This is a genomic window from Rhodococcus sp. NPDC079359, assembly GCF_040702585.1.
Taxonomy (GTDB): domain Bacteria; phylum Actinomycetota; class Actinomycetes; order Mycobacteriales; family Mycobacteriaceae; genus Rhodococcoides.
In genome coordinates this window covers 22,904-43,862 of sequence record NZ_JBFBLH010000014.1, presented here as the reverse complement: position 1 = coordinate 43,862, position 20,959 = coordinate 22,904, and the positions used below count along the sequence as shown (strand labels likewise).

Annotated in this window: 20 protein-coding genes; 11 read left to right on the top strand and 9 right to left on the bottom strand. The window is 64.1% G+C overall.

Annotated features, from left to right (window positions below; all coding sequences use genetic code 11):
* Window positions 1–15: 15 nt before the first annotated feature.
* The gene (locus AB0362_RS23965; RefSeq protein ID WP_317808560.1) at window positions 16–954 is read left to right on the top strand and encodes a TAXI family TRAP transporter solute-binding subunit; all 939 of its coding nucleotides are present in this window, start codon (window positions 16–18) and stop codon (window positions 952–954) included.
* Between the two features lie 22 nt (window positions 955–976).
* Here AB0362_RS23965 and araA read toward each other — a convergent pair whose 3' ends face one another.
* From araA to araB, 3 genes are read right to left on the bottom strand one after another with little or no spacing between them, the layout of a single operon-like run.
* Window positions 977–2,461, bottom strand: a complete 1,485-nt coding sequence (gene araA, locus AB0362_RS23960) for an L-arabinose isomerase (protein WP_317808561.1) — start codon at window positions 2,459–2,461, stop codon at window positions 977–979.
* A 37-nt stretch (window positions 2,462–2,498) separates the two neighbouring features.
* Window positions 2,499–3,176, bottom strand: coding sequence for an L-ribulose-5-phosphate 4-epimerase (locus tag AB0362_RS23955; RefSeq protein WP_149405225.1), 678 nt, complete (start codon window positions 3,174–3,176; stop codon window positions 2,499–2,501).
* Complete coding sequence (gene araB / locus AB0362_RS23950) at window positions 3,173–4,846, bottom strand: ribulokinase (RefSeq protein ID WP_317808562.1); 1,674 nt, start codon at window positions 4,844–4,846, stop codon at window positions 3,173–3,175. Before araB ends, AB0362_RS23955 begins: the two co-directional genes overlap by 4 nt.
* 255 nt (window positions 4,847–5,101) lie before the next feature.
* On the opposite strand from araB, the gene fdhA reads away from it, so the two are divergent.
* Window positions 5,102–6,319: a formaldehyde dehydrogenase, glutathione-independent gene (gene fdhA, locus AB0362_RS23945; RefSeq protein ID WP_068046827.1), complete on the top strand. Its 1,218-nt coding sequence runs from the start codon at window positions 5,102–5,104 to the stop codon at window positions 6,317–6,319.
* 26 nt (window positions 6,320–6,345) lie between these two features.
* Entirely contained in the window at window positions 6,346–6,549 is a 204-nt protein-coding gene (locus tag AB0362_RS23940; RefSeq protein WP_068046830.1) for a zinc-ribbon domain-containing protein, read from the top strand.
* A gap of 60 nt (window positions 6,550–6,609) precedes the next feature.
* On the opposite strand, the gene AB0362_RS23935 is transcribed toward AB0362_RS23940, so the two are convergent.
* Entirely contained in the window at window positions 6,610–7,767 is a 1,158-nt protein-coding gene (locus tag AB0362_RS23935) for a beta-ketoacyl synthase N-terminal-like domain-containing protein (protein ID WP_317532133.1), read from the bottom strand.
* A 191-nt stretch (window positions 7,768–7,958) separates the two neighbouring features.
* Here AB0362_RS23935 and AB0362_RS23930 point away from each other — a divergent pair, with 191 nt between their 5' ends.
* Together AB0362_RS23930 and AB0362_RS23925 are read left to right on the top strand one after the other, a co-directional pair.
* Window positions 7,959–9,566, top strand: coding sequence for a diguanylate cyclase (locus tag AB0362_RS23930; RefSeq protein ID WP_317532134.1), 1,608 nt, complete (start codon window positions 7,959–7,961; stop codon window positions 9,564–9,566).
* A 113-nt stretch (window positions 9,567–9,679) separates the two neighbouring features.
* A complete protein-coding gene (locus AB0362_RS23925) occupies window positions 9,680–10,612 on the top strand; it encodes an arabinofuranosidase (protein ID WP_317808803.1) in 933 nt (310 codons plus the stop codon).
* Window positions 10,613–10,626: 14 nt separating this feature from the next.
* On the opposite strand, the gene AB0362_RS23920 is transcribed toward AB0362_RS23925, so the two are convergent.
* The 3 genes from AB0362_RS23920 to AB0362_RS23910 form a co-directional block, all read right to left on the bottom strand.
* Window positions 10,627–11,652 (bottom strand): phosphotransferase family protein, encoded by a 1,026-nt coding sequence (locus tag AB0362_RS23920; RefSeq protein WP_317808563.1) that lies wholly within the window; start codon window positions 11,650–11,652, stop codon window positions 10,627–10,629.
* Complete coding sequence (locus AB0362_RS23915) at window positions 11,649–12,860, bottom strand: acyl-CoA dehydrogenase family protein (protein WP_317808565.1); 1,212 nt, start codon at window positions 12,858–12,860, stop codon at window positions 11,649–11,651. The genes AB0362_RS23920 and AB0362_RS23915 overlap by 4 nt, the downstream gene beginning before the upstream one ends.
* A gap of 91 nt (window positions 12,861–12,951) precedes the next feature.
* On the bottom strand, window positions 12,952–13,569 hold the full coding sequence (locus tag AB0362_RS23910) for a TetR/AcrR family transcriptional regulator (RefSeq protein WP_317808567.1): 618 nt from the start codon (window positions 13,567–13,569) through the stop codon (window positions 12,952–12,954).
* Window positions 13,570–13,722: 153 nt separating this feature from the next.
* On the opposite strand from AB0362_RS23910, the gene AB0362_RS23905 reads away from it, so the two are divergent.
* The 3 genes from AB0362_RS23905 to AB0362_RS23895 are packed head-to-tail and all read left to right on the top strand — an operon-like array spanning window position 13,723 to window position 17,492.
* Window positions 13,723–15,360 carry an AMP-binding protein gene (locus AB0362_RS23905; protein ID WP_317808569.1) on the top strand — a complete coding sequence of 546 codons (1,638 nt, stop codon included), beginning with the start codon at window positions 13,723–13,725 and terminating at the stop codon, window positions 15,358–15,360.
* Window positions 15,357–16,649, top strand: a complete 1,293-nt coding sequence (locus tag AB0362_RS23900; protein ID WP_068046850.1) for an MFS transporter — start codon at window positions 15,357–15,359, stop codon at window positions 16,647–16,649. The genes AB0362_RS23905 and AB0362_RS23900 overlap by 4 nt, the downstream gene beginning before the upstream one ends.
* A gap of 54 nt (window positions 16,650–16,703) precedes the next feature.
* Window positions 16,704–17,492, top strand: coding sequence for a MerR family transcriptional regulator (locus AB0362_RS23895; protein ID WP_149405232.1), 789 nt, complete (start codon window positions 16,704–16,706; stop codon window positions 17,490–17,492).
* On the opposite strand, the gene AB0362_RS23890 is transcribed toward AB0362_RS23895, so the two are convergent.
* Complete coding sequence (locus tag AB0362_RS23890) at window positions 17,493–18,059, bottom strand: TetR/AcrR family transcriptional regulator (protein ID WP_149405233.1); 567 nt, start codon at window positions 18,057–18,059, stop codon at window positions 17,493–17,495.
* A 68-nt stretch (window positions 18,060–18,127) separates the two neighbouring features.
* Between AB0362_RS23890 and AB0362_RS23885 the strand changes: the two genes are divergently transcribed.
* Both AB0362_RS23885 and AB0362_RS23880 read left to right on the top strand, forming a co-directional pair.
* Window positions 18,128–18,505, top strand: a complete 378-nt coding sequence (locus tag AB0362_RS23885) for a hypothetical protein (RefSeq protein ID WP_149405234.1) — start codon at window positions 18,128–18,130, stop codon at window positions 18,503–18,505.
* 110 nt (window positions 18,506–18,615) lie between these two features.
* A complete protein-coding gene (locus AB0362_RS23880) occupies window positions 18,616–19,440 on the top strand; it encodes a dienelactone hydrolase family protein (RefSeq protein WP_149405235.1) in 825 nt (274 codons plus the stop codon).
* Window positions 19,441–19,481: 41 nt separating this feature from the next.
* Here AB0362_RS23880 and AB0362_RS23875 read toward each other — a convergent pair whose 3' ends face one another.
* Entirely contained in the window at window positions 19,482–19,847 is a 366-nt protein-coding gene (locus AB0362_RS23875) for a DUF1330 domain-containing protein (RefSeq protein WP_149405236.1), read from the bottom strand.
* A gap of 159 nt (window positions 19,848–20,006) precedes the next feature.
* On the opposite strand from AB0362_RS23875, the gene AB0362_RS23870 reads away from it, so the two are divergent.
* On the top strand, window positions 20,007–20,906 hold the full coding sequence (locus tag AB0362_RS23870; protein ID WP_149405237.1) for a 3-hydroxyacyl-CoA dehydrogenase: 900 nt from the start codon (window positions 20,007–20,009) through the stop codon (window positions 20,904–20,906).
* Window positions 20,907–20,959 lie beyond the last annotated feature (53 nt).

Genomic DNA, 20,959 nt, shown 5'->3' with positions numbered 1-20,959 from the left:
CTTACAGTGACTGGCATGGCCGAGCCGGCAGCGTCGTTCTCACGTAGAACGGCGCTGCAGGCCGGTCTGTTGGCCCTGAGCGCTGCCGTCGTGGGTGGCTGCGCCTCGGACCCGCCGATGCAGCTGCGCCTCGCGGCAGGCGAGGTCGGCGGCTTCTTCTGGGAGTTCGCCGGATTGCTGTCCGACGCTGCCGCGAACACCGATGTCGCCGAGGTCGTTCCACTCACGACGGCCGGCTCCGTCGACAACCTCGAGGCGTTGGGTTCACGGCAGGCCGAGCTGGCCCTGACGCTCATGGACGCCGCCTACAGTCATCCGAGCGGAGAGCTGGCGGCGGTCGGGTGCGTTTACGAGAACTACTTCCAAGTGGCTGTACGAGCGGACTCGGATATCGAGTCCATGGACGGTCTGCGAGGGAGAAAGGTGAGCATCGGTGCCCCGGGATCCGGTGCCACCGAAGTGTCACAGCGAGTCCTCCGTGCAGCGGGTGTGGCGGACGGCGGTGCTGTCGAACAGGTTCGGCTGTCGATGAGCTCGGCAGCAGATGCACTGACGGGCAACGAAATCGACGCCGTGATGTGGGCGGGCGGGTTGCCGACTCCGGCATTTGCCCAGCCCCGAGCCGCGATTCGTCTACTGGATCTCGGAACCGTCGTCACTGATCTCAGACGCGAATTCGGTACCGCGTACGAGGCGGTGCCGGTGCCGCCGAACGTGTACGGCGAGCATCCGGAGGTCACCACCGTCGGCATTCCGAATCTTCTGCTGGCACATCCAGAAGTGCCGGACCGCGTTGTCGCTGCACTGGTGAGTGTGCTTCTCGATCAATCGTCCGCGCTGGTGCCCGGTCAGGCGATCGGCAGCCAATTTCTCGACGCGCGGTCATTGGTGATGACCGGAAGCATCCCCCTCCACCCCGGAGCCGAACAGGAATACCGAAGACGTCACGGGTGAGCCGGCGGCCGGAGCAACGACCTCACAACTTCGCCGCGAGTCGGTGGTATGCCGCGTTCCATCGCAGTGTCTGTTGGAATTGACGTGTGGTGGTTGCGGAGTCGATGGTGAGCAGCTCGACGCCGATCATGTCCGAGAATGCCTCCAGCACGGGCAGGCCGATCGCGGTACTGAGAACCGTGTGGTGTGGTGCCCCTGCGGTCAGCCACGACTCGGCCGACACCGACAGCGAGGGCTGCGGTTCCCACACAGCGCAGGCCACGGGCAGATTCGGTAGCGCCTCGTCAGGCTCGACGACGTCGATCACGTTGGCCGTCAATCGGAATCGTTCACCGACGTCCGAGAGTCCGACGACGACACCGTGGCCGGGATCGGCGGTGAAGCGCAGGCGCACCGGATCTTCACGGCCGCCGATGGAGAGCGGATGAATCTCGAGCGTAGGCCGCGAGGTGGTGATCGACGGGCACACTTCGAGCATGTGCGCGCCTAGGATCTTCTCGGCCCCCGGGACGAGGTTGTAGGTGTAGTCCTCCATGAACGACGTTCCACCGTCGAGTCCCTCGGCCATCACCTTCATGGCGCGCAACAACATCGAGGTCTTCCAGTCGCCCTCACCGCCGAACCCGTACCCGTCGGCCATCAGGCGCTGCACCGCGAGTCCCGGCAACTGGCGAAGCCCACCGAGATCCTCGAAGTTCGTGGTGAAGGCCGTGAACCCACCGTCGGTGAGGAACTTCCGCAGCCCGGCCTCGACCCGGGCGCCGTAGCGGAGCGATTCGTGGCGGTCACCGCCCTTGTCGAGACTCGGTGCGATGTCGTACGACGACCGGTATTCGTCGATCAGGTCGGACACGGCCGATTCGCTCACGCCGTCCACGACCTCGACCAGATCGTTGACGCCGTACGTGTTGACGGAGACTCCGAATCGCAGTTGGGCTTCGACCTTGTCGCCCTCCGTCACTGCGACGTCGCGCATGTTGTCGCCGAAACGTGCCAGGCACAGTGACTTCAACTCCGCGCGGCCGAGAGCTGCTCGAACCCACTGCTCCGCACGCTCGATCACCGCGGGGTTGTCGACGTGGCCTGCCACGATCGTGCGCAGAACACCCACCCGAGATTCGACGTGTCCGAACTCGCGGTCCCCGTGGGCGGCCTGATTGAGATTCATGAACTCCATGTCGATGGTCGACCACGGCAACGACATTCCGGCCTGCGTGTGCAGGTGCAGCAGCGGGACGTCCAACGCGTCGAGGCCGGCAATCCACATCTTGGCGGGGGAGAAGGTGTGCATCCAGGTCACGACGCCCACACATTCGTCGGCGGCGTTCGCCTCGCGCATACGGCGCAGAATGGAAGACGCGTCGAGCAGTACCGGCTTCCAGACCACCGAGACGGGCAGTGCCGCATCGAGTTTGTCTGCGATCTCGCGAGACTGAACTGCTACCTGCTTGAGGGTCTCGGGGCCGTAGAGGCTTTGGCTGCCGGTGAGAAACCATATTTCGGACATGGGGGTACCTCCGGGGAGAGAAGATCGGGCGCGCCGGTCAGCGCTGGCCGTAGACGTTCTGATAGCGGTCGTAGAGTGCGTCGACCTTCGAGCTCGGAATGGGAAGAGGCTGTCCCAGTTGATAAGCCAGGTGTACCGACCTCGCGACGTCCTCGCACATGACCGCGGCTTTCACTGCAGATCGGGCGGATGGGCCGACCGCGAAGACACCGTGGTTCTGCATGAGGATCGCCGGAGATCGACTGTCGGCGAGGGTATCGACGATGCCGCGTCCGATCGAGTCGTCGCCTATCACGGCGAAGGGGCCGACCGGAATGTCTCCGCCGAATTCGTCCGCGCACATGGTGGTGACCACAGGGATGGGTTCTCCTCGGGCCGCCCACGCCACCGCGTAGGGCGAATGTGTGTGCACCACACCGCCGATGTGGTCGAGGTGCCGGTAGACATAGGCCTGGGCCTCGGTGTCCGAGGACGGTGCATGGTCACCCTCGACCACCCTGCCGTGCAGATCGCACACCACCATGTTGCCGGGCGTGAGGTCGTCGTAGGAGACTCCGCTGGGCTTGATGACCATGAGGTCCCGGCCGGGGACCCTCGCGGAGACGTTGCCAGCCGTCCAGACCACCAGTCCGTAGCGCACCAACTCGGCGTGCAATCTGCACACGTCACGGCGCACTTCCTCGATGACCTCGCGCACATCGTCGACGACCGTCATGACGCGTCCACCTTTCGAGTCAGTGCGTCCCGTCGAAGCGCCCGCAGGCGGCGCATGGTCGGCACGTCTCGGCCGAATCGATCGTGTAACTCCAGATAGATCTCGAACAGGGAATCGTAGGCCGCCGAGCGTGATTCGTCGGGTACGAATGCGGCCCGACGTACCTTGCCCATCGACTTCGCCGCGACGGGTACATCGGGGTAGCACCCGGCTGCAACCGCGGCATGGATGGCCGATCCCAGTGCCGGTCCCTGTGCAGAAGCGATGACCGACAACGGCATTCGCAGCACATCGGCGTATATCTGCATCAGGAGCGGGTTGCGTGCCAACCCTCCCGCCACCACGAACTCCTCGACCGGAACGCCGCTGTCGCGGAACGTCTCGACGATGACTCGGGTTCCGTACGCCGTTGCTTCGAGTAGCGCGCGGTAGGTGTCCTCGGGCCGCGTCGCCAGCGTGGTTCCGATGACCAACCCGGAGAGTTCGTGATCGACCAGGACCGATCGGTTTCCGCTGTGCCAGTCGAGCGCGACGAGCCCGTGCTCACCCACGTCCTGCGTCTGCGCGAGGCGCGTCAGGTGCTCGTGTACCGACTCACCCGCCGCTTCCGCCGCCTCGCTGTACGACGCGGGAACCGAGGTCCGTGTGAACCATCCGAAGATGTCGCCGACGCCGCTCTGTCCTGCCTCGTAGCCGAAGGACCCGGCCACGATTCCACCGTCCACCACCCCGCACATGCCGGGAACTTCCTTCAGGACGGTCGAGCTCATCACGTGGCAGGTCGAGGTCCCCATGATGGCCACCATCCGGCCCGGTTCCACCGCTCCGGCCGCGGGGGCCGTCACGTGCGCGTCGACGTTGCCGACAGCGACGGCGATGCCCTCGGGCAGCCCGGTCCATCGCGCGGCTTCGGCGGTCAACGTACCTGCGCGAGAACCCAACTCGCCCAGGGGCTGATCGAGTTTGTCGGCGACGAAGGAACCGAAGCCCGGTGCCAACTCGCTGAGAAAGTCCGCGGACGGGTAGTGCCCGTCCTGATAGATCCCCTTGTATCCGGCAGTGCACGCATTGCGCACGTAATGTCCGCAGAGTTGCCAGACGATCCAATCGGCCGCTTCGACCCATCGGTCCATCGCGTCGTAGATCTCGGCGTCTTCCTCATGGATCTGCAGCGCCTTGGCGAATTCCCATTCCGAGGAGATCAGTCCGCCGTAGCGAGGGAGCCAACTCTCACCGCGCTGCTCTGCCAGATCGTTGATGCGGTCCGCCTGCCCCTGTGCTGCATGGTGTTTCCACAATTTCACGTACGAGTGCGGCCGATCGGCGAAGCGCGGGTCCTCACACAGCGGGGTGCCGTCGGAGTAGGTGGGCACCATGGTGCATGCGGTGAAGTCGGTACCGATACCGACGACCTGCTCGGGTTCGATGCCCGCGGCCGCCAGAGCAGCAGGCACCGCGCGGCGCAGGACGTCGCGATAGTCGTCGGGCACCTGCAGTGCCCACGCGTCGGGCAACCGAACCGTGCCGCCGGGCAGCGTCTCCTCGAGCACCGCGTGTCGGTAATCGTGGACTGCCGAGGCAATTTCGGCACCGTCGGACACGCGAACGACGACGGCGCGTCCGGACAGGGTGCCGAAATCGACACCTACCGTGTACTGGTCAACCGGCATGCAGAACTCCTTCGCGGTGCCACTCGCTGTGACGTGTGCAACACAGTGTGAGCGCTAACATCGGTCGAGTCAAGTGCGTGGGATGCATCGGTTCATCGAGTGCGAGGCGAGAGTGTTCACTCGCGCCGATTCGAGTTTCTCGTCAACGCACCTATTCGCAACTGTGCATACTGGTGTGAGGCAGGCCACAGGTGCGATCGGGTCGATGATCTCGGCTCGATGAGCACACAACTCAATCGACGAAGAGGAGAACTCATGGCAGACAACCGCGCAGTGACGTACGCAGGACCGGGCAAAGTGGAGGTCCAGGACATTGCTTTTCCGGGCCTGGAGTTGACCGACGGCCCCGGAGTGAACCCGGCGAACATCGGCCGCAAGTGCGAGCACGGAGTGATCCTCAAGGTTGTCTCGACCAACATCTGCGGCAGTGATCAGCACATGGTTCGCGGGCGAACCACTGCACCCGAGGGGTTGGTGCTCGGTCACGAGATCACCGGTGAGATCGTCGAGGTCGGTAGAGACGTCGAGTTTCTGAAGGTCGGTGACATCTGCTCCGTACCGTTCAACATCGCCTGCGGCCGGTGTCGTAACTGCAAGGAGCGCAAGACCGGAATCTGTCTGAACGTCAACCCCGATCGACCGGGTTCGGCATTCGGCTACGTGGACATGGGCGGTTGGGTCGGCGGCCAAGCCGAATACGTCATGGCACCGTACGCAGATTTCAATCTGCTCAAGTTTCCCGATCGTGACCAGGCCCTGGAGAAGATTCTGGACCTGACCATGCTGTCGGACATCTTTCCCACCGGGTTCCACGGGGCGGTGACCGCAGGGGTGAAACCCGGTGCGACGGTGTACATCGCGGGTGCGGGCCCGGTCGGCCTCGCCGCCGCTGTCGGCGCACAACTACTGGGAGCGTCGGTGGTGATCGTCGGCGACATGAACGCCGACAGGCTCGCCCAAGCGCGAACGTTCGGTTGCGAGACCGTCGACGTGGGCAAGGGAGCTCCGCAGGATCAGATCGAGCAGATCCTCGGAGTCCCCGAGGTCGACGCGGCCGTCGATGCGGTGGGATTCGAAGCCCGTGGACACGGCGGAGATTCGTCTCGTGAAGCGCCTGCGACGGTTCTCAACTCGTTGATGGACATCACCACGGCCGGCGGCGGAATCGGCATCCCGGGGCTGTACGTCACCGGAGACCCCGGTGGCGTGGACGAGGCGGCTCAGCGCGGGGCGCTGTCGTTGAGCCTCGGCACCGGTTGGGCGAAATCGCTGTCGTTCGCCACCGGTCAATGCCCGGTGATGAGCTACCACCGTGAATTGATGAATGCGATTCTGAAGGAACGAGTCTCGATCGCCAAGGCAGTGAATGCCACCGTCATCTCGCTCGACGACGCACCACGCGGCTACCGCGAATTCGACAGTGGAGTCGCACAGAAGTTCGTCATCGATCCACACGGCATGATCGCGAGCTGACGCCGTCCGAACCCTAGGCTGGTGTCATGTTTCTTCTCTTCGGTTTCGGCAGCAAGCGCAAACACATCGGCCCAGGGGCAACCCGAAACTGTCCGCGGTGCCACAACACCACCCAGTGGGCGCGGATGAAGCAGTATCAGCAATTCACGCTGTTCTTCGTTCCGGTCGCACGCTGGAAGCGCGTCGAATTCGAGGAATGCGGAATCTGCGGTAACGCAGCTCAGGTCTGAAGTCCGCACGCCGAGCCGGCAGTCCGCGACCACGCGGGCTGCCGGACCGACGAGTGCAGCTCACGCTGGAGCCAACACCACCACGGAGTTGTGTCCGCCCATTCCCAATGACGATTTCACAGTCAATCCTGCCTCGGCGGTGGTGAATCCGTCGAGCAGCAGGGGATGAGCATCAGAGACCTGCGGGGCCGCCGGAACGAGTCCGCGCTCGAATCCCATGACTGCCGATACGGTTTCGATTGCCGAGGCCGCCCCCTGGCAATGTCCCGTCAGTGGCTTCACCGAGTACACCTGTGCGTGGGATCGAAGCACCGTCTCCAACATCGCAGTTTCGGCCGCATCGCACTGTGCGGTGCCGGGACCATGAGCGTTGAGATACCGCACCTGCCGGGCAGTGACGTCGGCGTCGACCAACGCCTGCTCGAAGCAGGCCCGCACCTGGGTGAGCGCAGGGTCGATCGAGGTGGCATGAAACGCGTCGTGTGTCATCGAACCGCCCAGTACCCGCGCGTACGAGGCCGAGCTTCGCGTCGACAGAACGAATGCCGTTGCAGCCTCACCCATTCCGAACCCGCGGCTGCCTTCCTGGAAGGGGCGGCAGCCGTCCTGGGGCTCCACGTCCACGATGCCGACGCCCAGTTTCACGAAGTGGTCGATGTTCTCCGGAGTCAGAGACAGATCGGTGGCCACGAACACCACGTCGTCGACGAACCCGGTATCGAGCCACATCTTGGCGGTGAGCAGCCCTGCATTGCCCGACGCGCACATCGCCGAGACATTCATGGCCGGCCCGTGAAAGCCGTATTCCTGCATCAGTAGGGACACCGGAGTCGACGGCATCAGCGTGAGATAGTCACGAACCCGGCGTTCGCCGCCGTCGTGCAGATAGAAGTTGCGCCACTCGTCCACTTCACCCAGAACGACGGCGTGGATGAGACCCACTCGTCGACCGGGTTGCCAGCCCCGCGCCATCGCGTCGTCGATGGCCTCCCGCGCTGCCCCGCGAAGTGCCCGCCCGAATCGGCTGGTGCCATCGCTCCGGTCCCCGCCGTCGGGGACTTTCGCCAGCCACACCGGGTTCTGCCCCGGTCGGGTGTGGTCGTGGTGCAGCGTGGCCGCCGCCTTGCCCGTGGACAGGCCGTCCCAGAGGGCGGCTGCGCCCCAGCCGTAGCCGGACAGTGCGCCGATACCGGTGATGTCGATGCCGAGAGAGCTCACGTCGAAATCCGTTTCTTGTCGAGTTACGCGAACCGGATTCGGCTCGCTCCTCGATTTAGCCCCGCAAACAGGCGTCAGGTCCAGCCGAGAAACCGGACATAAAGTTCAAAACAGACATGAGTCGCCAACGGCACGTTCGTAAGTGGTTCAATCGGGTGTTGACCGTCCGTCTACGATCGCGAGGACCGAGCATGGCTCCAGGGGAGCGTGATGGCGTCGGCGACCCCCGATCGAGTCCCGCGTTGCCCGGGCTCGCCGATCGCTACCGGGTTCTCGTCGAACATTCGCCGGACGCCATCGGTGTCCATCGACGAGGCATCCTCGTCTACCTCAACCCTGCCGGGATGCGGTTTCTGCGTGCCGAGGCAGCAACAGACGTCATCGGGCATCCGATCACGAAGTTCATCGCCGCCGAATCGGTGGGCCCCATGCTCGCGCGGATCGCCGCGCTCGACACACACGGCACCGCCAGCGCCGCGTCGGAAGCGACGGTGCTGGCCCTCGACGGGACGACACTGGCGATGGAAGCGGTATCGGTGCGCACGGTGTGGAACGGTGAGCCGGCGTTTCAGGTCATTCTTCGCGATCTCACCGAACACAAGGCGGCGCAGAAGGCGCTGCAGAAGCAAGCCGCTCTGGTCGAGCACGTCAGCGATGCCATCATCGGTGTGTCCGCCGACGGTCTGGTGTCGAGCTGGAATCCCGCTGCGGAGTCGGTCTACGGTCGACCGGCAGCGGACGTGCTCGGCCGTGACGTGTCGGCGGCCGTCGGGGTGCCCTGCGATCCGGCCGCGATTCTCGCTGTCGGCGGCCGACTGACGGATTCCCATCGACATGCCGACGGGACGGCGCTTGCGGTGATCGTGTCGGCTGCCCAGATGCCCGACGGTTACGTGTTGGTCTGCGCCGACCAGAGCGCAGTACGCAGAGTCGAGGATCATTTCACCGCGGTCGTGGAATCGCTGGAGGCCGGTGTCGTCGTTCTCGATCACACCGGCCGTATCGAATCGGCGAACCTGGCTGCGAAGACCATTCTCGACATCCAGGTCGGGTTGGCGACCGCAGGACAGGCATCGGTTCTTCCGTTTCGGGTGTACGGCACCGACGAAGAGCCGATTCACCCGTTCGAGCATCCGGTCGCCGTCACCAGGAAAACCGGTGAGCCCTGCCAGGCGGTGATCGGGGTCGAGCGTCGCCGAGACGGTCGGAACTTCTGGTTGTCCTTGACGGCGACGATGCTCACCCCGGTCGACCCGAATCCCTCCGTGGTGGCGACGTTCGTCGACATCACCGACACCTATCGGATGAGCATGAAGCTCGAGCATGCTGCGACGCATGACGACCTGACCGGTCTGCCGAACAGGCCCCTGATTCTGGCTCGCCTCGACGAACAGCTGGCCAAGCCCGATCGCGAGGACTCCATGGCCGTGCTGTTCATCGACCTCGACAACTTCAAGACCATCAACGATCTGCACGGTCATACTGTCGGCGACGCCGTTCTGGGGGTGGTCGCAGACCGACTGACACGCGCGCTCCCGGCCGATGCCTTCGTGGGTCGTATCGGGGGTGACGAGTTCGTGGCGGTCGTTTCGCGGTGCGTCGGTACCGAGGCCGACGACGTTCGTGCCGAACTGGCCACGCCCATCACCGCCGCGGGACGAGTGTTGACGGTGACGGCGAGCATCGGTGTCGTCACCGTCGACCGCGACGACACCCGAAGTGCACTGGACATACTCGACGATGCCGATCACGAGATGTACCAGGCCAAGCCCGCAACCCAGTACATTTCGCATTCATAACAACATCGGTAACGATCTGTTGTAGCTGTTACCAAAGTTACGCATGGTGCGTACGGGTCGGACATACTTCCTCGGTGACATTCACCGCACGCAGGTTCCTGTTCGTCGTCCCGATGGTGATCCTGACTGTCGCCGGACTGCTGTTCTCCGCCGCAGGGACAGGTGCCGCTGCACCCTCCTCGTGGCGCTACACGATGGTGGCGTTCAGCAACGACAGCGATCGAGACATGGATGTCTACCAGTCCAGCGACGGCACCGATTTCACAGCACTGCAGACATCGGCGTATCGACCTCCGTCCGGAGTGGTGCGCGACGCGAGCATCTTCCGGCACACCGACGGGATGTACTACGTGACGTACACGACCGGCGGCGGTGCGAACATCGGCTTCGCGCGCAGCAGTGACCGCGTGAACTGGACGTTCCTGCAGAACTTCCCGATCCCGTTCTGCTGCGCTTTCCTACCGGGCACCGGAGCCGGTACCGGATCTGCCAGCCCTTCCGGATTCAGCGGATCGGCCGGCTTCTCGGACGGACCGTCGTTGTCTCCGTTCACCACGAAGGCATGGGCACCCGAGTGGTTCGTCGAGGGTGACCGCGTCAGCATCATCGTCTCACTGTCGACCGGCGGCGGGTTCGTGCCGTATCTGATGACGGCGATGGATCCAGGCCTGGGGATGTGGAGCTTCCCGGTTCCGTTCGTCGGCATCGGAGCGGACCACATCGACACCACGGTGGTCAAGGTAGGGCCGACCTACCACGCGTTCACCAAGAACGAGACCCACAAGGTGATCGAGCACTGGACGGCACCGTCGTTGATCGGGCCGTACACCGTCGTTCCCACCCGCGATTTCGGACCACTGAAAGAAGGCCCGGCAGTCATCGAGTTGCCCGACGGCACCTGGCGGTTGTACTACGACGACTACACCAACCGAAAGTACTTCTACTCCGACAGCACGGACGGGCTGAACACCTGGTCCGAGCCACAGGAGCTTCCGGGTGTGTCCGGCACCGTCCGCCACGTCGGTGTGATGAGAGAACCTGCCTGACAGCGGGGTTCGCGTCAGTCGGTGGTTCCTGCGAGTGCTCGCAGCCCGGCCGCGATGAACTCCCCGGTGGCCTCGGCGGCCTTGCCTGCACCGGCCCCGGTGTCGGAGCCCGACAGCGCACGGTAGGTGATTCCCTCGCCGATCACTCCGAGTTTGAAATTGGCGAGGGCGAGGTAGAAGCCCCAATCATGAAGTTCTCGACCGGATTCCACTGCGTAGTGTTGCGCGAGGTCTGCTGCGGAGGGGTACCGATCGCTCGTCCAGGCAGCGTCCGCGCCGAGGACCGCATCGAAGACCGGTTGGCGGTAGATGCACATCAGCGCCACGTCGGTCAGCGGATCGCCGAGCGTGGACATCTCCCAGTCCACCACCGCGGCAACGGAACCGACGTCATGTGCGTCGAGAATCGTGTTGTCGACGCGATAATCGCCGTGCACGATGGACGACGCAGATCCCGCCGGTACTGCTGCTTCCAGCGCGCGATGCAATCGTTCGACATCGGGTAGATCACGAGTCTTGACTCGTTCCCACTGCCGAGCCCACGTCGCGACCTGTCGCGAGACGAACCCGTCGGGACGGCCGAAGCTGCCGAGGCCCACGGCGTCGGGATCGACCGCATGCAGCCTGGCGAGCACTCGGACCAACTCGGCGGCGTTCTCGGTGACCTGCGCATCCGTCAGATCACCGAGATCCTCGCGGCTACGAACGACTCGGCCGGGTACGAAGTCGACGACGGTCATGGGTGCACCGAGCACCGAACCCTCCCGATCGAACGCAATGGTCCCAGCGACCGGAACGTCGGTGGATGCAAGGGCTTCCGTGACGGCCCACTCGCGGGCCATGTCGTGGGCCGAGGGGGTGAGCCCACTCGTGGGAGGGCGGCGAACAACCCATGTCGAGGAGTCGTCGAATGCCTTGTAGGTGAGATTGGAGCGACCCCCGCTGATCATCTCGACCGACAGTTCACCGTCGACCTCGATGCCGTTCCCTCGTAGGAACTGCTCGAGCGCATCGCGATTCATGCCCGGAAGTTCGCTCACGACTGTGCCTCCCGCGCTGCGCGCTTGGCTGCACCGATCGTCCGCTTGGCGATGGCCCAGCGGTGTACCTCGGACGGGCCGTCGTACACACGGAACGGACGCACCTCGCGTGAGAGCCTCGCCAGCGGAAGATCGTCCGATACGCCGAGCCCCCCGCACATCTGAATGCTGCGGTCGACGATGCGGAAGATCGCCTCGGCGGCGAACGTCTTGGCAATGGAGGTCTCGTTGCTCGCGTGCCCACCCCGATCCAGCTCGAAGCAGGCCTTGATCAGCAGCGCGCGGGTGGCCGCGATGTCGATCTCGTTGTCCGCGACCATCTTCTGCACCATGCCCAGATCGCCGAGCTTGCCGCCGAATCCCTCACGCTGAGCGACCTGAGCCACGGCGATGTCGTGGGCCCGCCTGGAAGCTCCGAGCCACCGCATCACGTGAGTCATGCGGGCGGGTCCCAAACGCACCTGGGCGTAGGCGAATCCCTCGTCGACGGCCCCGAGAACGTTGTCGTCGGGCACGAACACGTTCTCGAAGAACACCTCGCAGTGCCCGCCGATCATGGCTTTGTCCAGGGTGCCGATGTGACGGCCGACCGTGATCCCCGCGGTGTCCGCAGGGGCCAGGAACATCGTCGCTCCGCCTCGATCGCCGGGCTTACCGGAGGTACGGGCCATGATGATGAAGAAACCTGCACCATCGGCACCGGTGATGAACCACTTGTGTCCGTTGATCTTCCAGCCACCGTCGACCCGCTCGGCCGCAGTGGTCAGGGCCGAGGGATCGGACCCGGCACCCGGGGCGGGTTCGGTCATGGCGAATGCCGAGCGCATGTCACCGCGCGCCAGGGGAGCGAGAAACTGCTCCTTCTGCGTCGTCGATGCGATGTGGGCGAGCATGTGCACGTTGCCCTCGTCGGGTGCGCCGAGGTTGAGAGCGATCGGTCCGAACAGTGAGTAACCGGCTTCCTCGAACACCGGAGCGCGGTCACTCATGGACAGACCGTGGCCGCCGAATTCGACGGGGGCATGTGGGGCGAACACGCCGGCATCCTTGGCGGCTGCCTGCATCTCGACGCGAAGTCGGTCGCCGCCGGCATCGGCGACGTTCCCCAGAAATCGGTCCTCGATGGGAAGCACGTGTTCGCGAGTGAACGTGCGCGTCCTCTCGATCAACTTCTCGATGTCGGGGTCGAATGTCAGATCGATGGCCACGATGTGCTCCCATTCCGGTGCCGACCGAACACTCGCTCGGTCACTGGAAGGTTGGCACAATCACTCGATCGGGTCAAGGATTCCGGGGCAGCTACTCCCGCGCCCCGGTCGCAGCTCCGACCGTACGACGGGCAATGTCGAGATACACCGCCACCAGCTCGCTCGGAGACAGCGGCCCGTCGGGTCGATACCACGTTGCGACACCGACGCACATCGTCGTGACGGCTCGGCTGGCATCCGCCGGGTGCGGAGTGTCGAAGACGCCGGACTCGACGCCGTCGACGACGATGGCGTCGAGCACTCGTTGTTCCTCGTCCCGCTTCGCGATGTATGCGGCGCGATTCCCGGATTCGAGGCTGCGGATCTCCGTCGAACACACGAAGGCGGCGTCGCGTCGGTGAATGTGGAACAGCAGCAGGGACTCCACGACCGCATCGAATCGATCGCTCGGCAACGGACCTGCTTCGTTCTCGGCCGATCGAGTCCGATCCAGCAGTTCGTCCATCGACGCGTCCATGATGCCGACCAGCAGCGCCTGCTTGGATGGAAAGTGGTGGTACAGGCCGGGAACGGACAGGCCGGCACCTGCAGCGATCTGCCGCACCGATGTGCCGTGGTACCCCTGCTCGACGAACGTGTTCAACGCCGACGCCAATGCTGGGGAGAGGTTCGATCCCTCGTACGTGCGCCAGATGCGGGTCGCGGTCATGCGCTTACCGTAGAGGTCGACCGGGGTGTCGCCGGCCGCTACGCACCGGGTTGACACCGAAGTTGTGATCCGCAACACTGTGAACACCATCACCGAGCGAGTGTTCGGTCGGTCCTCCTGGGCCGAGATTCCGGTCAACCGAAAGGGCCGTCCATGACCCTCGACCGAGCGATCGGGCCTGCAACCGTCCTCGACAAATGGCGTAGGAGAGTGTCCGATGCCCCGGACCGGCCGGCGCTCGCGTACTTCGACACCGTGCTCACCGCCCGCGAGGCGGACGAGGCATCCGACGCCCTTGCGGCCGCCATGATCGACCGCGGAGTGACGCGCGGCGACCGTGTCGGCATCTATCTGCAGAACATTCCGCAGTACCCCCTGACCTTTCTCGCGCTGTGGAAGATCGGGGCGGTCGCGTTGATCCTCAACCCGATGTACCGCAATCGCGAACTGCGAACGCTGATCGACGATGCAGAACCGATCGCGATCGTCTGCGACGAACACGATCTCGAAGTCCTCGGTTCGACACTGCGGGGTAGTACGGTTCGGCTGCTCGTGAGCACCAGTGGACTGGACCTGCAGACCCGCAACGACCCGCGCGTCTTCTCTTCGACGTCTCGCGTGACCCCCCGGCCCGACGACGATCTCATGGGCCTGATCGATCTGTACCGTGGCCGGTCCGTTCCCGAATTCGCCCCGCACCCGGACGATCTCGCACTCCTGGCCTACACGTCCGGAACCACGGGACCGCCGAAGGGTGCGCAGATCTCGCATGCGAACGCATTCGCGACGGCCCTGGATTTCGGGGAACGGGCCGGTCTCGCCGACGGGGACGTCGTGTTCGCCGTCGCGCCGCTGTTTCACATCACCGGCGCGATGCTCGACGCGGCGGTTGCTCTGATACGCGACTGTGTGCTCGTCTTCGCCCACCGTTTCCATGCGGCAGTCACTCTCGACGCCTTCGTCGAACACCGCGTCACGTACACCATCGGGTCGATCACGGTGTTCAACGCGATCTCCGAGACCGAAGGTGCGACGCGTGCCCACTTCGAGTCGGTGAAAGCCTTGTACTCCGGCGGCGCGCCCATCCCGCCCGCAACGGTGACCGCTTTCGAGTCCGCATTCGGGTGCTACATCCACAACGCGTACGGCATGACCGAAACGACAGCGGGCGTCATCGCGGTGCCGCCCGGCACCCGAGCGCCGGTGGACTCCGCCAGTGGGTCGCTGTCCGTCGGGCTGCCGTTGCCGCGAGTGACGTTGCGTACGTTGGACTCCTCCGGGGAGCCGACGGCCGCGGGAATCGCGGGGGAACTGGAGATCTCGGGTCCGCAGGTGGTCTCGGGCTACTGGCGCAATCCCGATGCGACCGCGTCGACGATGCCCGAAGGTCGTCTTCGTACGGGAGACGTGGCGATCATCGACGACGGCGGATGGGTGTATCTCGTCGACCGGCTCAAGGATCAGATCAACGTGTCGGGGTACAAGGTCTGGCCCCGAGAGGTCGAGGACACCCTCTACGAACATCCCGCGGTGTTCGAGGCCGCCGTGGTGGGCAGGCCCGACGACTACCAGGGCGAATCGGTGGTGGCCTACGTATCCCTGCGCAACGGCACCACGGTGACGCCGGATGCGCTGGTGGATTTCGCGCGCGACCGACTGGCGGCCTACAAACGCCCGAAGGTCATTCACATCATCGACGAACTTCCCAAGACCCAGACCGGGAAGATTCGGCGTGCAGCACTCAAACCTGTTCCAGTGCAAACTCATTCGACCGAAAGTGACACTCCATGACCGTCGGATCATCACGCGATACCCGCTCGGCACCCGATATCTCCTCGCGGAAGAAATCGCTGTTCGCCAGCACCGTAGGCAACGTTCTCGAATGGTACGAGTGGAGCGCCTACGCAGTGTTCGCACCGTTCATCGCGGCGGCGATGTTCAGCCAGGCAGATCCGGTCTCGGCACTGCTGTCGACGTTGGCAGTGTTCGCCGTCGGATTCCTGATGAGGCCCCTCGGCGGTATCGTGTTCGGCCGGATCGCGGACAAGAAGGGCCGCAAGTTCGTTCTCGTCACCACGATGCTCATGATGGCGACCGGCAGCCTGCTGATCGGCATCATGCCCACCTACGGTGCGATCGGTGCCTGGGCCTCGGTGCTGCTCTTGCTCGCACGCGTCATGCAGGGGTTCGCGCACGGCGGTGAGTCGGCGACGGCGTACTCCTACGTCGGCGAGATCGCACCGCCGAACCGTCGGGGCATGTGGGGAAGCGTCGCGTTCGTCGCGATCTTCGGCGGGTCGGCCCTGGCGTACACGGTCGGTGGCGTCATCACCTCGACGCTGTCGGAATCGGCTGTCGGCCAGTGGGGTTGGCGTATCCCGTTCCTGCTGGGAGCACTCCTGGCGTTGTTCGCGCTCTACCTGCGCAAGAACATGGACGAGAGCGAGGTCTTCGATTCGGAGCAGAACAAGGTGGAACAGGCGCCGATCGCACGCAAGACCGTCGTCAAGGCGATCGTGTTGATGATCGGAATGACGTCGGGAATCACTGCGGCGCACTACACCTGGACCTCCTACGTCTCGACGTTCGCCATCACACAGCGGGGGATGAACCCGGACACCGCGTACTGGATGCTCGTCGTCGCTCAGTTGATAGCGCTGGTGTCCCTGCCGTTCTTCGGTCGTCTCTCGGATTCGATCGGTCGACGGCCGATGCTGGCCGCCTTCGCCGTGCTGATGTTCGTGCTGCAGATCCCGCTGACGATGATGATCTCGACGCAATGGTGGTCACTGCTGCTCCCGTCGACAGTGGCGCTGCTCGTCATCGCCGTCCCGGCATCCATCCTTTCCTCGACTCTCTCGGAAAGCTTTCCCACCCGACTCCGCACGCAGGCAATCGGATTCGCCTATTCGTTCTCGGTAGCGGTGTTCGGCGGAACTGCGCCGTATCTCAACCAGCTCTTCCTCGGCCTCGACTTGGGCTGGGTGTTCGGTGTGTACATCATGTTCCTGGCCGCTCTGACCGGTGTCGCCTGCTTCTTCATGAAGGAAACCAAGGGAATTCGACTCGAAGACGTGTGATCCGAACCGGCCGAGTTTGCTCCTGACGTGGCGTGAGGTTCTACCGTTGCATGCATGAACAGCAGCGATTCCAGCACATGGGGCATCGGTGACGTGGCCCGTAGAACCGGCGTCACCGAGCGTACGTTGCGCTACTACGAAGAACTCGGTCTGCTCGCTCCCGACCGAGACGGAGGGGGCAGGCGTCGCTACGACGGGGGTGACCTCGACCGGCTGTACCGGATTCGACTGCTCCGAGAACTGGGCACCCCGCTGGGCGATGTGGATCCGGACGCAGCGGATCTCCTGCACCTGAGTCGGCAGCATCTGGCCGACTTGGACCGGCAGATGGCCGAGCTGGCTCGTGTGCGAGAGCGGGTTCGGGCGGTCGAGGACCGGCTACTGCACGGTGCTCTCCTCGGCGACGACGCGTTGTTGGACCTACTCTCGGGCCTGTCGGCCGAGGAGCCGGCAGTCACCAGACGCACCACGTTGCTGGTCTATCGCGACATCGCAGCAGCGCATTCCTACCTCGTCGACGTGTTCGGACTGGCTCCCGGACCCATCGAATACGACGGCGACAGAGCGGTGCACGGTGAAGTGCATGCCGGTGACGGTGTGGTGTGGCTTCACCGCGAGGCCCCCGAACACCGGATGGTGTCGCCGCTGACAACCGGATCGGTCACGGCATCGCTTGCGATCCTCGTCGACGACGTCGAAGCCCACCACGCTCGCGTGGCGGCAACCGGGGCATCGATCGACTACCCGCCCACCGACATGCCCTACGGCGTCCGTGAATACAGCGTGCGCGATCCCGAGGGACATCTGTGGTCGTTCCAGTCGCCGATCGAAGAACAGACGTAGTCATGAACTCGGTCGTTCCTTCGGGGATCCACCGGTGTGCAGCAGAGACGTCGATGCTGTGGCGGCGAGATCGCTGCCTCCCAACAGACGCATGAGCAGCAGGCCGTCGAGCAGTGCCACTGCAGCTGTGGCCTCCATCCGTCGGTAGTCCGGACTACCGACGACAAAGCTGCTGAGCCACTCGATCCAGCCCTCCACCAAGAGTGAGGCCACCGACCGGTAGGGCTCCAGTCCTGCAGTGGCTTGTCCTATCGCCTCGAAATACAGACCGAACAACGGATCGTATTCAGGTTTTGCCACGACCGGCCACGCCGCCGCGACGAGGGAGCGGTGGTCGTTCATCGGCGTCGGGAACGCCGCGGACAGCACGTGCTGCAATCGGTCTCCCACCACCGACAGAACGGACGTCACGAGGTCGTCCTTCGTGGGGAAGTAGTAGACGACCATGCGATCGCTGATCTGCAGACGCGACGCGAGTCGGCCGAAGGTCAAGCGGCTCAGGCCGCCTTCCAGGGCGGCGTCCAATGCGCCGGACAGCATCTCTTCGCGCGAATGTTTGGTGGCCACACCTTGATTGTAGTGGCCACTACAGGTAGCGTCGGTGTAGTAACCACTACAAAACCTGAGGAGACGTTATGCGTTCACAGTCCACCCCGTTGCTCGCACTCTCGGTTCTGCGATCGGCTGCCGGATTGGTGTCGTGGGTGAGCCCTGCGCACTCGTGGCGCGCCTTCGGTCTCGGACCCATGCGCGAACCCGGAAGCGCGGGGGTGGCGACCCGCCTGTTCGGAGTGCGCGATGTGGCACTCGGAATGGCCTTGCATCACCCGTCCTCGGAGGTTCGCAAGGCAGCGGTAGCGGCCGGGGTCGGGATCGATGCCCTCGATGTCGCGGCGAGCGTGCTCGGCCGACGTGCGGGTGCGCCTGCCGCGAGTCTGTTCGGAGTTGCGGCCGGTGCCACGCTTTTCGTCGCGCTAGGTGTGACCATTCTGGCCGACACGGACTCGTGGTGATTGCGCAGGCGACACGTGTTCGATCGACGTCGTGTCGATCCGCGATGATCTAGCTTTGATCGCAAGCGTCGGCTCGGCGCGGTGAACCCTTGGCAGAAGGACGCACTCCCATGACCGATGACACTCTGGCCGACTTCGAGCGAACCGAGTTCACCGCGGACGGGCGGACAGCGCCCGTGTATCGCATCGGAACCGGACCGGCTGTGATCGTGATGTCGGAGATGCCGGGCATCACTCCCAGGGTCGCGGACTTCGCGAGAACCGTCGCCGGAATCGGTTGTACGGCCGTCGTTCCGCACCTGTTCGGAGTCGACGGCAAGGATCCCCTGGCCGCGCCGATGGGAGCGCTCGGCACCGTTGCCACCATGTCCCGCGCCATGGTGCCGGCGTGCATCAGTCGCGAATTCACCATCCTCGCCACCGGCAAGTCGTCGCGCATCGTGGTGTGGTTGCGGGCTCTGGCGGCGCAGGAGCACGAGCGCTGCGGCGGACCGGGCGTCGGTGCCATCGGAATGTGCTTCACCGGCGGATTCGCTCTCGCTATGGCGGCGGACGACCGTCTGATCGCACCGGTGCTCTCGCAGCCGTCGCTTCCGTTCGCGGCATCGAAGTCTCGCGCCCGATCCATCGATATCACCCCGGGCGATCTCGACAAGGTGAAAAGCCGTTGTGCAGCAGGAGAGCTCACGGTCCTGGGGATGCGCTTCGAGGGCGACAAGATGTGCCCGCCTGTGCGATTCCAATGGCTGCGAGAGCAGCTCGGCGACGCATTCGTCTCGGTGGAACTGCCCGACTCCTCGTTCAACCCGGAAGCCTTCGGACCGCCGCATTCCGTTGTCACGGAGGGACTCATCGACGAACCAGGGCAGCCGACACGGCAGGCTTTGGACCAGGTGCTCGACCTGTTCCGCAGTAAGTTGCTCGCAACGCCGTGAGGTCCCTCTTCGCGAACACGATGCGAAGCCGAAGGTCGAATTCACGACCACGGAATGGTGGCCTGCAGAACCGCCTCTTTCAACGCGGCGGTCCGTAACGCCGTCACCGTCTGATATTCGGGATCGGCCACCATCTCGCTGAACGCCTTACGTGACGGGTACTGGACCAGCAGCACTGCATCCCAGTCCTGTCCGTCCTCGGCGGCAAGTGCGGTCGAACCGTCGCCCGCGTACAGCACCGTCGCGCCGTAGCGCGGGAGGAAAGTCTCGTCCAGTGCTTTCGCATATTCCGCGTAGGAGTCGCGACCACCCTCGGCAAACCGAAGCAGGTTGAGCATCACCACCGGACCGCCGGGATCTTCTTCGAGGTAGCGCTTCAGGTCTCTTCCGCGGGGATCGACAGCCATCGTTCGAGTATGCGTGAACCGTCGATCCTGTGGAGTGTAAAGCGCTGTCGTCGGTCGAGTCGGTCCACTGTTGGACCCCACGAGACGATGGCTCCGCGCTCAGCGGTAGAACTTGGAGAGCGGGAAACCAGTGACTCCATAGAGGGAAGTGTGTCGTCCATGACCGAAGTCGATAACGTGACCGTATTCGGAACCGGAGTGCTCGGTTCGCAGATCATGATGCAGGCCGCCTACCACGGAAAAACCGTTGTGGGATACGACATTTCCGACGAACTGCTTGCCAAGCTGCCGGGTCGCTGGGAATGGATGCGCGGATACTACAAGCGTGACCTGAAGACTTTCGACGAGGAGCGATTCGACAAGGCCATCGAATCCATCACGACCACCACCAGCGTCGCCGAGGCCGTTTCGGACGCCGACCTGGTGATCGAAGCAGTTCCGGAGGATCTCGACCTGAAGAAGAAGGTCTGGTCGGCTATCGGCGCGTCCGCTCCGCCGAAAACTATCTTCGTGACCAACTCGTCGTCGCTACTGCCCAGCAGTTTCGCCGAGGCCACCGGGCGGCCGGAAAAGTTTCTTGCATTGCACTTCGCCAATCTCGTGTGGCGGTACAACACCGGTGAGGTGATGGCAACTGCTGCAACAGATCCTGTCTACTTCGATGTCGTATTGAGCTTTGCGGCGGAGATCGGTCTCGTCCCCGTTCCGGTCCGTAAGGAAATTCCGGGATACGTGCTGAACAGTCTTCTGATCCCGCTTCTGCAAGCAGGAGCCAACCTTTACGTCGGCGGGGTTGCCAATCCGGCGGACATCGACAACGTGTGGCGCATAGCCACCGGGGCACCCGCCGGTCCGTTCCAGATATACGACACTGTCGGCTTCAACGTCGCTGCACATATCGCGCGCGCACACGGTGGCGAGGATCAGGTCAAATTTGCCGACATACTGCAAAAGGGTATCGACGCGGGAAAGACCGGTCTCGGGGACGGTGAAGGCTTCTACACGTACGACTCCGACGGCCGGCGACTCGATGCTGTCGAGTCGTGGAACATCAACTGAATCGCTCGACCACCGTCCCATTTAGGTGACGAGACCGCGTATGGGTTCATGCA